General features: G+C 60.4%; 11 protein-coding genes. 7 read left to right on the top strand and 4 right to left on the bottom strand.

Annotated features, from left to right (window positions below; all coding sequences use genetic code 11):
• Positions 1 to 121 precede the first annotated feature (121 nt).
• The 3 genes from dctP to AAFN47_RS11845 are packed head-to-tail and all read left to right on the top strand — an operon-like array spanning position 122 to position 3,114.
• Complete coding sequence (gene dctP / locus AAFN47_RS11855; protein WP_499809441.1) at positions 122 to 1,246, top strand: TRAP transporter substrate-binding protein DctP; 1,125 nt, start codon at positions 122 to 124, stop codon at positions 1,244 to 1,246.
• Positions 1,247 to 1,304: 58 nt separating this feature from the next.
• Entirely contained in the window at positions 1,305 to 1,820 is a 516-nt protein-coding gene (locus AAFN47_RS11850; protein WP_499809440.1) for a TRAP transporter small permease, read from the top strand.
• A complete protein-coding gene (locus AAFN47_RS11845; protein ID WP_499809439.1) occupies positions 1,810 to 3,114 on the top strand; it encodes a TRAP transporter large permease in 1,305 nt (434 codons plus the stop codon). Before AAFN47_RS11850 ends, AAFN47_RS11845 begins: the two co-directional genes overlap by 11 nt.
• Before the next feature lie 242 nt (positions 3,115 to 3,356).
• On the opposite strand, the gene AAFN47_RS11840 is transcribed toward AAFN47_RS11845, so the two are convergent.
• The 4 genes from AAFN47_RS11840 to AAFN47_RS11825 all read right to left on the bottom strand — a co-directional run bounded on the left by AAFN47_RS11840 (position 3,357) and on the right by AAFN47_RS11825 (position 9,161).
• Positions 3,357 to 4,781 (bottom strand): hypothetical protein, encoded by a 1,425-nt coding sequence (locus tag AAFN47_RS11840; protein WP_499809438.1) that lies wholly within the window; start codon positions 4,779 to 4,781, stop codon positions 3,357 to 3,359.
• A gap of 10 nt (positions 4,782 to 4,791) precedes the next feature.
• Positions 4,792 to 5,739 (bottom strand): DUF6384 family protein, encoded by a 948-nt coding sequence (locus AAFN47_RS11835; protein ID WP_499809437.1) that lies wholly within the window; start codon positions 5,737 to 5,739, stop codon positions 4,792 to 4,794.
• Positions 5,740 to 5,756: 17 nt separating this feature from the next.
• The gene (locus tag AAFN47_RS11830) at positions 5,757 to 6,947 is read right to left on the bottom strand and encodes a cell surface protein (protein ID WP_499809436.1); all 1,191 of its coding nucleotides are present in this window, start codon (positions 6,945 to 6,947) and stop codon (positions 5,757 to 5,759) included.
• Positions 6,948 to 7,124: 177 nt separating this feature from the next.
• Positions 7,125 to 9,161, bottom strand: coding sequence for an oxidoreductase (locus tag AAFN47_RS11825; RefSeq protein ID WP_499809435.1), 2,037 nt, complete (start codon positions 9,159 to 9,161; stop codon positions 7,125 to 7,127).
• 234 nt (positions 9,162 to 9,395) lie between these two features.
• On the opposite strand from AAFN47_RS11825, the gene AAFN47_RS11820 reads away from it, so the two are divergent.
• The 4 genes from AAFN47_RS11820 to AAFN47_RS11805 all read left to right on the top strand — a co-directional run bounded on the left by AAFN47_RS11820 (position 9,396) and on the right by AAFN47_RS11805 (position 13,135).
• Positions 9,396 to 10,187 carry a GntR family transcriptional regulator gene (locus AAFN47_RS11820; protein ID WP_499809434.1) on the top strand — a complete coding sequence of 264 codons (792 nt, stop codon included), beginning with the start codon at positions 9,396 to 9,398 and terminating at the stop codon, positions 10,185 to 10,187.
• Positions 10,188 to 10,301: 114 nt separating this feature from the next.
• The gene (locus tag AAFN47_RS11815) at positions 10,302 to 11,330 is read left to right on the top strand and encodes a TRAP transporter substrate-binding protein (protein ID WP_499809433.1); all 1,029 of its coding nucleotides are present in this window, start codon (positions 10,302 to 10,304) and stop codon (positions 11,328 to 11,330) included.
• A gap of 27 nt (positions 11,331 to 11,357) precedes the next feature.
• Positions 11,358 to 11,858, top strand: a complete 501-nt coding sequence (locus AAFN47_RS11810) for a TRAP transporter small permease (protein ID WP_499809432.1) — start codon at positions 11,358 to 11,360, stop codon at positions 11,856 to 11,858.
• A gap of 5 nt (positions 11,859 to 11,863) precedes the next feature.
• A complete protein-coding gene (locus AAFN47_RS11805; protein WP_499809431.1) occupies positions 11,864 to 13,135 on the top strand; it encodes a TRAP transporter large permease in 1,272 nt (423 codons plus the stop codon).
• Positions 13,136 to 13,155: the final 20 nt, after the last annotated feature.

The following is a 13,155-nucleotide window of genomic DNA, read 5'->3' as shown; positions in this document are numbered from 1 at the left end:
TTCTGGTCCGGGCGAACGGAGCCACAGAGAATTCGGCACGGGGCTACGGCGCGTATCCCGTATCCGGAGGAGGAATGGCATTGGGCCACACTCCACATTTCAACGCGCCAGGGAGGAATTTATGAATAGACTGCTCACAGCATTCATCGCGGCTACAGCCGTCCTTGCAAGCGGCATGAGCCTGGCGGAGGCAAGAGAAATGCGGGTTGGTCCCGCGGCGCCGCCGGCGCATCCAGCCAACAGCCATCTTTATCAGAAACTCGTCGAATACCTGCCGGAAGAATCCGGCGGCGCGTTGACCGCCAGGATATTCGGACCGGAGGTTGTCCGCCTGCCGCAGATCAAGGACGCGCTTCAGTCGCAGGTCATCGAAATCGGCAATCTTCTGCCGCTCTATTTTCCTGCCGAACTGCCCAACATGGCAATGGCCGGCGAGTTGGCGCTCAGCGGCCGCGAGCCCCATGTCATGGGCGCCGCAGTGACGGAATTCATCGTCACCTGCCCCGCCTGCATTGAAGAGATGAAGGGCCTTGGCGTCGTCTATCTCGGCTCCGGATCTTCCGGCACGTACCATGTCCTGTCCACCAAACCGATCAACACGGCCGAAGATCTGAAAGGCCTGCGCCTGCGCTCGGGCGGCGCGCCCTTCTCGCGTTGGGCTGAACATTTCGGGGCCGTGCCGGTCTCGCTGCCGGTGGGCGACACCTTCGAATCGATCAGTCAGGGCACGATCGACGGATCGATCGCGTCTCTGGGCGACCTGCTGTCCTATCGCCTGGTCGAATTGGTGAAATCGATCAACATGGTCGTGGTCGGAACCTACCACGCCACGTCGAACTTCACCGTAGCGGAACAGACCTGGGGAAGCCTCAGCGTAGACGAGCGGAAAGCTCTTGCTCGGGCGGCGAACCGCGCCAATGCCGACTTTACGCAACGCTGGGGTTACGAAATCGGTAAGGAAGCGGAAGCCGCGGCGAACGAAGCGGGCATTGAATTCGTCGCTCCGGACGCCGGCCTGACAGAGGCCGCGGAAGCCTACGCACAGGAAGACCAGACCGTAGCCGCGGAACTGTCCAAGGACCGCTTCAACATGGATGACGCGGACCAGCGGGTCGCCCGCTTCCTCGAACTGGTCGAAAAATGGACGGCGATCGTCGAAGAGACCGGCCCGGACGCGAACGCCATTGCCGCCAAGGTTCAGGAAGAAGTCTGGGACAAGGTGGATTTTTCGACCTACGGCCTGTGATTTCCAATACCGGCGCGCGAACTGCGCGCCGGTCGTCACTCCTTACTGTAGGACGCCCATGCAAAGACTATCCGAAATCATGGAACGCATTGTCCGGCTTCTGGCGCTGTTGGGCGCCGTCGGCGTTATCGCCATGATGCTGCATGTCGCGCTTGACGTGACGATGCGCGGCCTGTTCGGCGCGCCGATCCCGGCGACCGTCGAAATCGTTTCGCACTATTACATGGTCTTTATTGCCTTTCTGCCGCTTGCCTGGGTCGAGCGCAGAAACGGCATGGTGTCGGTGGAAGTTCTCGAAGGGTTTCTTCCCAAGCCGCTGCTGCGTGTCTCCGACCTGTTGGTCGCCGTCCTGGTGACGGCCATCTACGCCACCATCGCCATCATCACCTGGAAGACGGCGATGACGAATTTCAATTCAGGCTCTTTCGTCATTGTTCTGAATTATCGGATTCCGACCTGGCCGACCTATTTCCTGCCGCCGGCGGGGTTTGGCCTTGCCGCCTTCGTGACGGCGTGGCGCGCATTCGAAACCCTGATAGGCGCAGTGCGGCCGGAGCAAGTTCATGAGTCTTGAGGTCGGTTTCTATGGCGTCGCAGCACTGCTGTTGCTGTTGCTCTTGCGGGTGCCGGTCGCCATCGCGCTGATGACCGTCTCCTTCGGCGGCATCGCGATGCTGCTGGGCGTGACGCCGGCGCTCGGAATTCTGCAGAACACGCCCTACAGTTTCGTTTCGAGCTGGACGCTCAGCGCTGTTCCGATGTTCCTCCTCATGGGTTTCGTCGCTTTTCATGCGGGATTGACCGGCGGACTTTTCGAGGCGGCGAAGGTGCTGCTGAAACGCATTCCAGGCGGCCTCGCCATTTCCTCGATCTTCGCCTGTTCCGGCTTTGCGGCCGTCAGCGGGTCAAGCCTGGCCTGCGCCGCCGCCATGGGCCGGATCGCTATACCCGAAATGGTGAAAGCCGGTTACCGGCCAAGCTTTGCTTGCGGTTCAATAGCCGCCGGCGGCACAATCGGCGCGCTTATCCCGCCTTCCATCCTGATGATCGTCTATGGCGTTTTCGCCGAAACCTCCATCACCCAGGTTTTCATGGGCGGTATCGCCATCGGCGTCCTGACGGCGATCGGCTATTCCATAGTGGTTCTTCTGACCTGCTGGCTGCGTCCGGACATTGCCCCACGGGCAACCATCGGTTCGGAGGAAACCAGCCTTCGCGAGGCGATCGTCGGCGTATGGCCGGCGCTTGTGCTGATCCTGCTTGTTTTCGGCGGATTGTTTTCCGGTGTATTCACGGCGACCGAAGGCGGCGCCGTTGGGGCGCTCGGCGCCATCGTCATCTCCGCCGTCACCGGAAGGCTGACGCGCAAGGTCGCCTACGATTCCCTGCTTGAAACACTGATTACAGCGGCTTCGCTGTTCATCATCGGCATCGGCGCCGCCATGTTCACCCGGTTCCTCGGCATCACAGGCCTTTCCAACTTCATCGCCTCCACCGTCAGCGGGTCGGAGATCGGCTATTTCCAGCTGATGCTGATCATCGTCGTGATCTATTTCATCCTTGGCATGTTCATGGAGCCGTTCGGCGCGCTGCTCATCACCCTGCCGGTCTTCCTTCCCCTGCTCGAAGCCGCCGATGTCAGCCTGATCTGGTTCGGCGTGCTGGTGGTGAAGCTGCTGGAGATCGGCATGATCACGCCGCCCGTTGGCCTGAACGTATTCGTTATCCGAAACGTGGCCAGCGACCATGCGTCGGTGACGCAGATTTTCCGGGGCGTCACGACGTTCCTGCTCGCTGATTTCGTGGTCGTTGCGATTGTGATTATCTTTCCGCAAATCGTCATGCTGCTCCCGAACGCCCTGAAATAGGGAGTAGCTGCATGCGGCCGCCTATTGTTTATCCAGCTGCAGAACCCAGACATTGACCGGATCGGCATGAACCGGGGCTTTTTGGGCTTATCGATGTTCACCGGACCGGGGCTTTCGCGCTGGAGTTGTCTTCTCCAATGCACTTAGCCGGTTAAGTATCCTTTAACCATGTATTTGGAGAGGGTTATTCCGGAACAGGCGACATTGTTTGATTTATCGTGAAAATCGGTCACCACAAATAGTCAGAATCCGCCGCCGGTGCGGAAACCGCCCGATGATTTGCGCGATCTTCCGCCGCCGATCGATCCGCCGCCGGTCCACGGTCCCCGGGAGGAGCCCTTCGGCATCCTGATGCCGCCGCCGATACTGCCGCCGCGCGACCGCGGCCTGCGCTTGAAACCTTTGTCGAACAATTCGTCCAGCACGCCGCCCTGCACTGCGCCCGTAAGTATTCCGCCGATCACCTCGCCGATCAGATCGCCGTTGTCGAAACCGCCAGTCGGGTCATCATAGCCGGATCGATAAAAACGGTCGCGCGAACGCTCGAGTTCGGCGCGTCGCGCAGCAAGCTTCGATGCATTCTCACGCATTTCCGCGATCTGGGATTCAAGCACTGAAAGCTTGTCCTGGAGCGACTCGATCTGCCTGACGATCGCGTCATCCTCCAAGGTCGATGTGGCGCTGGCCTCGCGCCACAACGTTCTGAGATCTTCCCGACCGAGCATATCCGTCAGAGCGTCCATCGCCTGTCCGTATTCCGCGTCGTTTCTCGCATCCAGCGTGGCTTCCTGTTCCGTGCTGAGCCGTTCCAGTTCCGCCCTGAATTCCGCAAGTTCCTTTTCCGCCTCGGAAAGCAGGCCGTGCTCGCGGGCAAGCGTCTTCTCAAGATCGACGACGCCGTTTTTCTCAAGTTCGCGACGCTCGATCGCTTCCAGCGCCTCCAGTTCATTCTGGGCCGCCTGCTCCACGCCTTCAGCGTGTTCACGCAGACGGTTCGGGATCTCGTTTAGCATATGAAAATCGCGTCTTGCTGCTTCAAAGCCGATAAGATGCGCGATCTTGCCGTCGAGGTATTTGGTCAAGCCGCCTGAGGTATAGCGCGATGTCCCGTATCCGCGTTTCCAGAGATACATGAAGAGCGCGTCGTCGCGGTACGGCTCGCCTTTCTTTTCCAGGTCGCTTTCCGCAAACTTCGCCTTCTCGTCAGCTGCTTGTGCGATTTCCGCCGCGCGGTCCGCCTTTTGCTTCTGTGCAAGCCATTCCGCATCGTCCACCAGCGCCGCTTCAATCCGCTGATCCAGCTTGTCGATCGCCCTGACCGCCTTCTCCACGGCTTCGACCTTGTTCAAGCGCCCGGTCTCGATCGCCTCGATCTTCCGCGCCAGTTCGTCGTAACGCAGAGAAAGGGTTCCCAGCTTCTTCTTTTGCCTGTCCAGGATGTCCAGGATCGATCGCTCCGTCCGGTCGATCCGGCCGATGACTTCTCCCTGCCGCAGGCTGTCGATCCGGCTGCGCGCAAGGGCCTTTAAAGCTTCCGCCTGCTCGGCGCGAAGGCGCGCCGCGTCTTCGGTCGCCGCCCGCACCTGCGCCACGACGCCGTTTTCGTCATGCCTGATACGGCCGATTGCGTTTTCGACGGAGGACAGAGCATTGCGCGCCGGTATCATATCGCTCCCCCTACCAACTCGTGATGGCGCCGTCAGAGACTGGCATGGCGTATTCAGGTTCAAGCGTTCCGCGCGCCTTCGTTCCCAACCGCCGGTCCTGAACAATGCCGTCATTCTGCTTGTCGTCGCGCACCGCGTTGAACGTCCTCTCGGGCACCCGGACGCCCCACGTCGCGACAGTCTGCGTCACACCCGTTTCCTCGTTGCGGATTGGCAGAGAAAGGGCTTTGCCGTCGGGACCGATCGCCTCGACGATCAGGTAGTAGTTGCGGGCGCCCGTATTGACGTCGGGAATGCGGAATACGCCTGACTGGCCGTTCTGCACGATCACGAGGTCGTAGGTCTGCGCCAGCCGCTCCCGCAACGCGTTCAGATCGGCGATGGCCTTGCGCGCGCCGTCGGCGTCGGCGTTGTGAAGCGCTGACTGGCCGTTCGCAGTCAGACGCTCAACTGCACCGCGGGCCGCATCGACCTTCGATTCGGCCAGCGCAGCGGCGGCCGTCGCCTGCAATTGCTCCGGCAGGGTTTCGGTGAGTTCGATGCGTTGCGCTTCCGCCGCCTGACGGGCCGACGAGGCCTGCCACCACAAGCTTCCCACCGCGAAGACGCACACGAGCAGAATGGCCGCGACGGCGCCGAACGTCAGACCGCGCCGCACCCACAGCATGGCGAGAAAACGTTTTCCCGCCGATCCTTTCCTCTCATAGCTGAAACGGCTTTCCTTCAGGGCCCGAATGCCTTCGTCGAGGATCCGGTCGGTGACTTCGAGCCCCTGTGATTCGTAGATTTTTCGCAGCCGGGCCTTGAGAGCTTCGTCCCGCTCGCCCTGTCCGAGTTCGCGGGCGACAAGCTGTTCTTGATGCCGCAACGTGTCCACCACGTCCATCGCCATCATCAGGTCGTCGAGCTTCGCGGCCGGTTTCCCGGCCGCCACCGTTTGAGAACCGGCGTCGCCCATTGTGCTCTATCCTATGATCAAGCCGCGGGTTCCTCGAGAAGCAGCGCGTTGCCTTCCTCGGCGAGCCGCGCGATCCGCCGCTTGCCGTCTTCCACCGCGTCACGGATCTCTTCGGAATTCTGGGTGGCGAGCTTGCGCATTTCGGCAATGATCTCGGTCGATTTTTCCTGGTAGTTGACGACCGAGTCGACCAGCTTCTTGACGGCGTCGGCGCGGATCGTCGGTCCGTAGCCGGCCTTCAGCGCCTCTTCCTGCACCTTTCCGCCGATCTCGGCCAGAACCTCGATAGACTGTGAAACGCCTTCCTTCATCGCGTTCAGCGTCTGTGTCGCTTCATGCAGGCCGAACATGCCGGTAAACGACGCCTTGAGCGCAGTCAGCACGGAATCGTTTGTCGAGAAGAACGAGACCGACTGCTGGTAGACGCGCTCCTTGGCGGACGTCGTCTGCATCAGGCGCGCCATGATCACTTCGGATGTGTTGTAGCCGATGGTCAGATTGTCGGCGAGGTCCTTGGCGATCTGGTAGCGGCCTTCCTCGTTCTGCATCCGGCGCAGAAATTCGTCGCGCGCGAGTTCGAGCTTCGCCCGTTCGGCCGCGTCCTCGCCCGCGTAGGCTGCAACAGAGTCGGACGCTGTCATAAGATCCGTTTTGGCCTCTTCCAGCTTCTGCTCCGCCTTTTTCAGCACTTCCAGCGCGGAAACCTCCGCCTGTTTCAAGGCGCCGCGGAAATCGCGATAGGCTTCGAGGATGATGTGCTCGCGCTCGATGTTCTCCTTGTTGTCGCGGGAGACTTCGAGATAGGTTTCCTTGATGGCGTCGAAGCGCTCGGCGACGTCGCCGCGCGACACTTTCATCCACACATTGGTCGCTCTCTCGAAAATGTCCACCTTGCTGTCGGCGAGTTGGTCGACCATGCGCTTGGCGTCGTCGCGGATGGAGTTGAAGCCGTCGGTGATTTCCTTGTAACGCTCGCCGATATCCATCTGGCTGATCTGCTCGCGCACCACCTCGTTGAACACGCCCATCTGGCCAAGCGTGCGGGTGATGACGGCGATGCGTTCCGGATCGAGATCCGTGATCTTTTCCAGAAGTCCGACAATCGGCGCGTCTTCCGTGCCGCCTTCTGGCATCAGGCCGAGATCACGCAACGCATTCGTCGCCTTCTCCAGATACTGCATCGGTGTCTTTACCGCGATTTCAGCCATTTTCCTCTCCTTGCGACGATGTCGCTGACAATTGATCGTCAGGAATACTAGTCTAATGACCGGGAGCGGTCTATCCGACATGTATTCTTTAAACGCAGGTCTTTATCGTCCGCAGAACGACTTGCTCATTTCTTTATGACGACAGTACGACTGTTTCAAACCGCGGTTGCGTTGACGTCACAGATTTCTGACAAGACGCAAGGCGTCGTAGATCGCTGCATGGGTGTTGCGGGCGGCGACCGCATCGCCGATGCGAAACAGGCGATAGCGGCCTTCCGGGTTGCGCATGACCGCCTGCGGGCGGCCTGAAACGAAGGCCTCGTAATCCATCTCGCCGAAGTTTGACGCGCCAGGTTTCAGTTCGAAATAGATGTCGTCGAGCGGCCGCGTTCCGTGATTGACGACGACCTGATCGACCCTGCGCACCCGCGTCGCGTCGCCATAGTCGCTGCCCACTGTCGCGATGAGCCCGTTGCCGTCGCGACGAACGCTTTTGAGACGCCACGTCACCGTAAAGTCGACGTCAAGCTTCTGCATGCTGCGCATATAGGGGACGAGGTTCATCCCCATCACTTCCGGAGCGAAGGTTCGGTCCGGCGTCATGATTTCCACCTTCGCGCCGGTCGCCGCAATGATCTCGGCCGCCTGCAGGCCGGCGTGATCGCCCGCATCGTCATAGACCAGAACGTCGCTGCCGGGTTTTGCGTCCCCGGCCAGGATATCCCAGGCGGAGACGACGAGATCGTCGCCCTCATCGAGAACCGCCGTGTAGGGAAGGCCACCGGCGGCTATGATCACGATGTCAGGATCCTCGGCCAAGACCGCATCGGCGTCGACGAAGCTGTTGAAATGGAATGTCACGCCCAGACGCGTGCATTCGGCAAGCCTCCAGTCGATGATGGAGATCATCTCGCTGCGCCGTTTCGACAACGCCGTCAGCCGTATCTGGCCTCCGGCGCCGTTGGCCGCCTCATGCACCAAGACCTCGTGACCACGTTCGGCTGCGACGCGCGCGGCTTCCATGCCCGCCGGACCGGCGCCGACAATGACGATACGCTTTCGTTCACCCGCCTTCTCGACGAGATGCGGCATGGTCAATTCCCGGCCGGTCGACGGATTGTGGATGCACAGGGCTTCCCCGCCCTGATAGATCCGGTCGAGACAGTAATTCGCCCCGACGCAGGGCCGGATGGTTTCCTCCCTGCCCTCCATGATCTTCCGGACGATATGAGGCTCCGTCATGTGGGCGCGGGTCATGCCCACCATGTCCAACTTGCCGCTGGCGATGGCGTGCCGCGCCGTCGCGACATCCGGAATGCGCGCGGCGTGAAAGGTCGGCAACTCCGTTTCAGACCTGATTTCGCCGGCGAAATCGAGATGCGGCGCGCTCGGCATTCCCTGGATCGGTATGACGTCGGTCAGGCCCGGATCCGTGTCGATGTGCCCGCGTATGACATTGAGGAAATCGACGAATCCGCTGCGCTTCAGACGTCGCGATATTTCCAACCCCTCCTCGCGGCCGACGCCGCCCTGCAGCGTCTCGTCGGCCGAATAGCGAATTCCGACGATGAATTCCGGTCCAACGCGCGCGCGAATCGCCTCCAGCGTCTCGAAGGCGAAGCGCAAACGGTTGTCGAGATCGCCGCCATAGGGCGCGTCAAGCGTATTGGTCAGCGGCGACCAGAACTGGTCCATAAAATGGCCGTAGGATTCCAGCTCGATACCGTCGAGGCCAGCCGCCTTCATCCGCTCTGCCGCGTCTGCGTAGTCCTCGATGATGCGTGCGATGTCCCAGTCTTCCACCTGTTTCGGGAATGCGCGGTGGGCCGCTTCCCGCTCGTGGCTGGAGGAGACAATCGGCAGCCAGTCGCCCTTGTCCCACCGGGTGCGCCGCCCGAGATGCGTTAGCTGGATCATCACCGCGGCGCCATGACCATGGCATTCGTCGACCAGTTGCTTCATCCAGCCGACCACTTCGTCCTTCCAGGCGAGAATATTGTTGAAGGCCGGCGGGCTGTCGCGCGAGACCGAAGCCGATCCCGCCGTCATCGTCAGCGCGACGCCGCCCTTCGCCCGCTCGACGTGATAGGCGCGGTAACGCTCTTTCGGCATACCGTCTTCCGGGTAGGCCGGTTCATGCGCACTGATCATGATCCGATTGCGCAAGGTGAGATGCTTGAGCTGATAGGGCTGGAGAAGCGGATCGTTCGACATTTTTACCTCTTGGCTGCGCAAGGCATTCTGCATCCATCATTGCGGCGACACCAGACGCATACGCGACAGGATCTGCTCATTTTTGTATCTGAACGAGATGGAATCGCGCCTGTTTTTTCACCTCGCTGCCCAAAGAATCGCCATCAAGCACGTTAGTCCTATATAGGACTTGACGCAGTTTTTCAGCGCTCCTAGTCTCTATGCCATAGAGTTCTCAAAAGGACTGCAACTGGCATGCCAGCCACCACACTTCGTCCTATAGAGGGCGGTCAGAGCGGATCGCCGAAGGCGAAACACCGACAAATCTCCGAAAGGATCCTGTCGGCGATCGAAGCCGGCCGCTGGCTGCCGGGCGACCAGTTGCCCGCCGAAGATCAGCTCGCCGCTGAAACCGGCTCAAGCCTCGGCACGGTTCAGCGCGCCCTGCGCAGCCTTGTCGCCATGGGCGTGGTCGAGCGTCATCACGGCAAGGGCACCTTCGTTTCCGGCGCCCGCGCACAGGAGCAGCAATTGCTGCATTTCCGTTTCATGGCGGAAGGCGGCACGCAGTTGTTGCCGGTCTATTTCCGCATCACCGGGGTGGAAACGACACGGGAGAGCGGGCCCTGGAGCCAGTTTCTCGACAGCCCCGATGGTGAATACATCCACATTCACCGGATTGTTTCGGTGAATGACGAATTCGAGGTTTTCAGCGAAATCTACCTGCCGGCGGATCGCTTTTCAGAGCTCTCCCGCATGAGTGAATCGACTCTCAACGGCGTCTCCTTCCGCGACATGCTGGCCGAGCGCTTCAACGCGCCGACCCTGAATACGCGCCAGACCATGGCCTGTCAGCCCCTGCCTCCGCGCGTATCAAGGCTCTTGAACGTAACGCCCAGTCAATACGGGATCGTTTGGGTGATCGGCGGCATGAGCTACCGCGATTCTCCGATTACCTGGCAGCGCATCTTCGTGCCGCCAAGCGACCGCGTCATCGAGATCGTGCAGGCGCCGCAGCACGGACAACCCAAAACGGTTGGTCCCTGAAATGACTCATTTGATCCCAGCAACAACGAGAATGGGCGACCAAGTCCATCGGTCATCGCCTTCGGGAAGCGAAAACGATCATCCATACAGGAGAACAACACTATGGAAATGACCATGCCAACCCTTTCCGTCCTTGCGCGGAAAACCCTGACCTCAATGCGCGGCGTCGCCGCTGCCGCCCTCGTTGGCGGTCTGACTCTTGGCTCGGCATCCGCCGAGGATTACCCGGAGATGACGCTGAAATTCGGCCATCCCTATGCCGAGACCCATCCGCTCGCCAAGGGCGCGCAGATGTTCGCCGACACGATCTCCGAAAAATCCGACGGCGCTATCACGGTCGAGGTCTTCCCGAACAGCACGATCGGTTCGTCGCGCGATCTGGTCGAAAGCATCCAGATCGGCGTCGTCGATTTCGCCCTGGTCCCGACCACCAACGTTGCGAGCTTTTATCCGCCGCTCGACATCTTCTACCTGCCGTTCCTGTTCCGTGACAGCGAACACGCCTATGCGGTCTCCGACGGCCCTGTCGGAGAAGCGCTCTACGCCGATATGCTCGACAAGACCGGCATCCGTACGCTCGGCATGTATGAAAGCGGTTTCCGCACTATAACCACCCGCGACAAGAAGATCGAGAAGCCCGAGGACATGGAAGGCGTGAAGTTCCGCGTGGTCAACAACCCACTCAACGTGGCGACCTTCAAGGCGCTCGGCGCCAATCCGACGCCGATGGCGCTTTCGGAAGTCTTCACCGGCTTGCAGCAGGGCACCGTCGACGGCCAGGATAATCCGGTCGGCAACGTCAAGGCCTTCGGCTTCGACAAGGTGCAGGGCAACATCACGCTCTCCAACCACCAGTGGGCCGGCATCATGTTCCTCGCCGACGACAAGATGTGGGCTGACCTTCCGGACAGTGTGAAGGACCTCTTCGCCACGACCGCGAAGGAAACGCAGGACTGGGAGCGCAAGGAACTGAACGCCGTCGAATCCCAGTACCTCGAGGAGATGGAAGCAGACGGCATGGTCGTGACCCGCCTCACGCCGGAACAGGCCGCCGCTTTCCAGAAGGCGATGGAACCGGTCTGGGCAGAGTATCGCGAAAAGATCGGCTCTGAACTCATTCAATCCGCCGTCGAAGCGAATTAATCAAGCACCGCCGCCGGGGTCCTCGTCATGCAGGCAATACGTAAACTGCTCGATATATCTGAACAAACCCTGGCGGTGGTCTGCATATTGTCGTTCGTCGCGATGTTCATTCTTGGCATCGCGACGGTCGTCTTCCGCTTTATCATCCAGAGTTCGCTCGCCTTTCCGGACGAGCTTATCCGTTACCTGTTTGTGTGGTTGATCTTTCTCGGATCGGCGATCGCTTTCCGACGCAACATGCACGCAGCCATCGGCGTGCTGGTCAGCTACCTGCCGGCCACGTTCAAACGCGCATCACTCATCTTCGCAACGCTGATCAGCGCGTTCTTCTTCCTCGTCATCATGATCTACGGGATCGATCTGACGCTCAGGGTCCGACCGCAGATTTCGCCGGCGCTCGAAGTTTCCATGGCCTGGGTCTATGGCGCGGTGCCTGTTGGCATGGCCTTTCTGCTTGTCTACGCAATCGAGCTTCTGGTCATCCAGAGCCGCGCGCCCGCCGATGAACTGCTGACCGAAGGGCACTGAAAACAATGATTACCGCCGCAATCTTCGGTTCCTTCATCATCCTGCTCATCCTGCGTGTGCCGATCGCCGTCGCGCTTGGCTTTTCGAGCGTGATCGGCCTGTGGCTTAGCGACATCAGCCTGGAAATCGTCGCCCAGCGCATGTTCTCGACGAACAATTCCTTTCCGCTGCTTGCGATTCCCTTCTTCATTCTGGCCGGCGAAATCATGTCGACTGGCGGCATGTCGCGGCGTCTCGTCGGCTTCGCCGCCTCGCTGGTCGGCCACCTCACCGGCGGCCTCGGCGCCGTCGCCATCCTAGGCTCCAGCTTCTTTGCGGCGCTCTCCGGCTCCAACGCCGCGACCGTCGCCGCCATCGGCGGAGTGATGAACCAGCCGATGGAGGAAAAGGGCTATCGCCCTCAATATACGGCGGCGACCATCGCCGCCGCCGGCGTCACCGGCATGATCATCCCACCCAGCATTCTGTTGATCCTCTTTGGCGTCGTCACCGGCATTTCCATCGCCGACCTGTTCCTCGCCGGCCTCGTGCCTGGTGTCCTGATCTGCGTCAGCATGCTGATCCTCAACCGATTTCTGGCTGTCCGCGAGGGCGTCGAGAAGACTGAATTCCAGGGATCGGCGGAAATCTGGCGCAGCTTCAAGGCCGCTTTCTGGCCGCTGTTGATGCCGGTGATCATCCTGTCCGGCATCTATGGCGGCGTGTTTACGCCAACCGAAGCGGCGATCGTGGCGGTGCTTTACGGGCTCGTCGTCGGATTGTTCTACCGGGAACTCACATTCGCCGCCCTCTACCGCGCTTTCTTCCGCGCGGTGCTGTCCTCTGCCGTCGTCATGTTCATTATGAACGCCGCCGGCGTGTTCGCCTGGCTGATCACCATCAACCAGATCCCCCAGGGCATATCGAGCTACCTCGCTGAAATCGCCGGCGGCCCGATCGTCTACCTTCTGCTCGTCAACGTGTTCCTGCTGATTGTCGGATGCATGATGAATGCAGCGGCGGCCATCGTCATCTTCACCTCGATCCTCTATCCGGCGGCCATGAGCTTCGGCATCGATCCGGTTCTGTTCGGCATCATCGTCGCGGTCAATCTCAGCATCGGTACGGTAACGCCCCCGCTCGGCGTCGACCTGTTCATCGCGTCCGCCATCACCAAGGTCTCGATCGAGAGCATCGTCACCGTCATCTGGCCCTACGTCCTCGTGCTGATATTCGACCTGCTCCTGATCACCTATTTCCCTTCCATATCGCTGTCGCTCGTAAGAATCTTCGGATAGGGATCCGAAATCACGCCGGA

Origin of the sequence: Hoeflea sp. CAU 1731 (assembly GCF_039888615.1) — a bacterium.
Classification (GTDB): domain Bacteria; phylum Pseudomonadota; class Alphaproteobacteria; order Rhizobiales; family Rhizobiaceae; genus Flavimaribacter.
Note: the sequence above shows the minus strand (reverse complement) of the source record. Positions and strands in the feature narration are given on the sequence as shown.

Coding starts and splice junctions, on each gene's coding strand:
- dctP (WP_499809441.1), top strand. CDS start 122: ATGAATAGACTGCTCACAGCATTCATCGCGGCTACAGCCGTCCTTGCA.
- AAFN47_RS11850 (WP_499809440.1), top strand. CDS start 1,305: ATGCAAAGACTATCCGAAATCATGGAACGCATTGTCCGGCTTCTGGCG.
- AAFN47_RS11845 (WP_499809439.1), top strand. CDS start 1,810: ATGAGTCTTGAGGTCGGTTTCTATGGCGTCGCAGCACTGCTGTTGCTG.
- AAFN47_RS11840 (WP_499809438.1), bottom strand. CDS start 4,781: ATGATACCGGCGCGCAATGCTCTGTCCTCCGTCGAAAACGCAATCGGC.
- AAFN47_RS11835 (WP_499809437.1), bottom strand. CDS start 5,739: ATGGGCGACGCCGGTTCTCAAACGGTGGCGGCCGGGAAACCGGCCGCG.
- AAFN47_RS11830 (WP_499809436.1), bottom strand. CDS start 6,947: ATGGCTGAAATCGCGGTAAAGACACCGATGCAGTATCTGGAGAAGGCG.
- AAFN47_RS11825 (WP_499809435.1), bottom strand. CDS start 9,161: ATGTCGAACGATCCGCTTCTCCAGCCCTATCAGCTCAAGCATCTCACC.
- AAFN47_RS11820 (WP_499809434.1), top strand. CDS start 9,396: ATGCCAGCCACCACACTTCGTCCTATAGAGGGCGGTCAGAGCGGATCG.
- AAFN47_RS11815 (WP_499809433.1), top strand. CDS start 10,302: ATGCCAACCCTTTCCGTCCTTGCGCGGAAAACCCTGACCTCAATGCGC.
- AAFN47_RS11810 (WP_499809432.1), top strand. CDS start 11,358: ATGCAGGCAATACGTAAACTGCTCGATATATCTGAACAAACCCTGGCG.
- AAFN47_RS11805 (WP_499809431.1), top strand. CDS start 11,864: ATGATTACCGCCGCAATCTTCGGTTCCTTCATCATCCTGCTCATCCTG.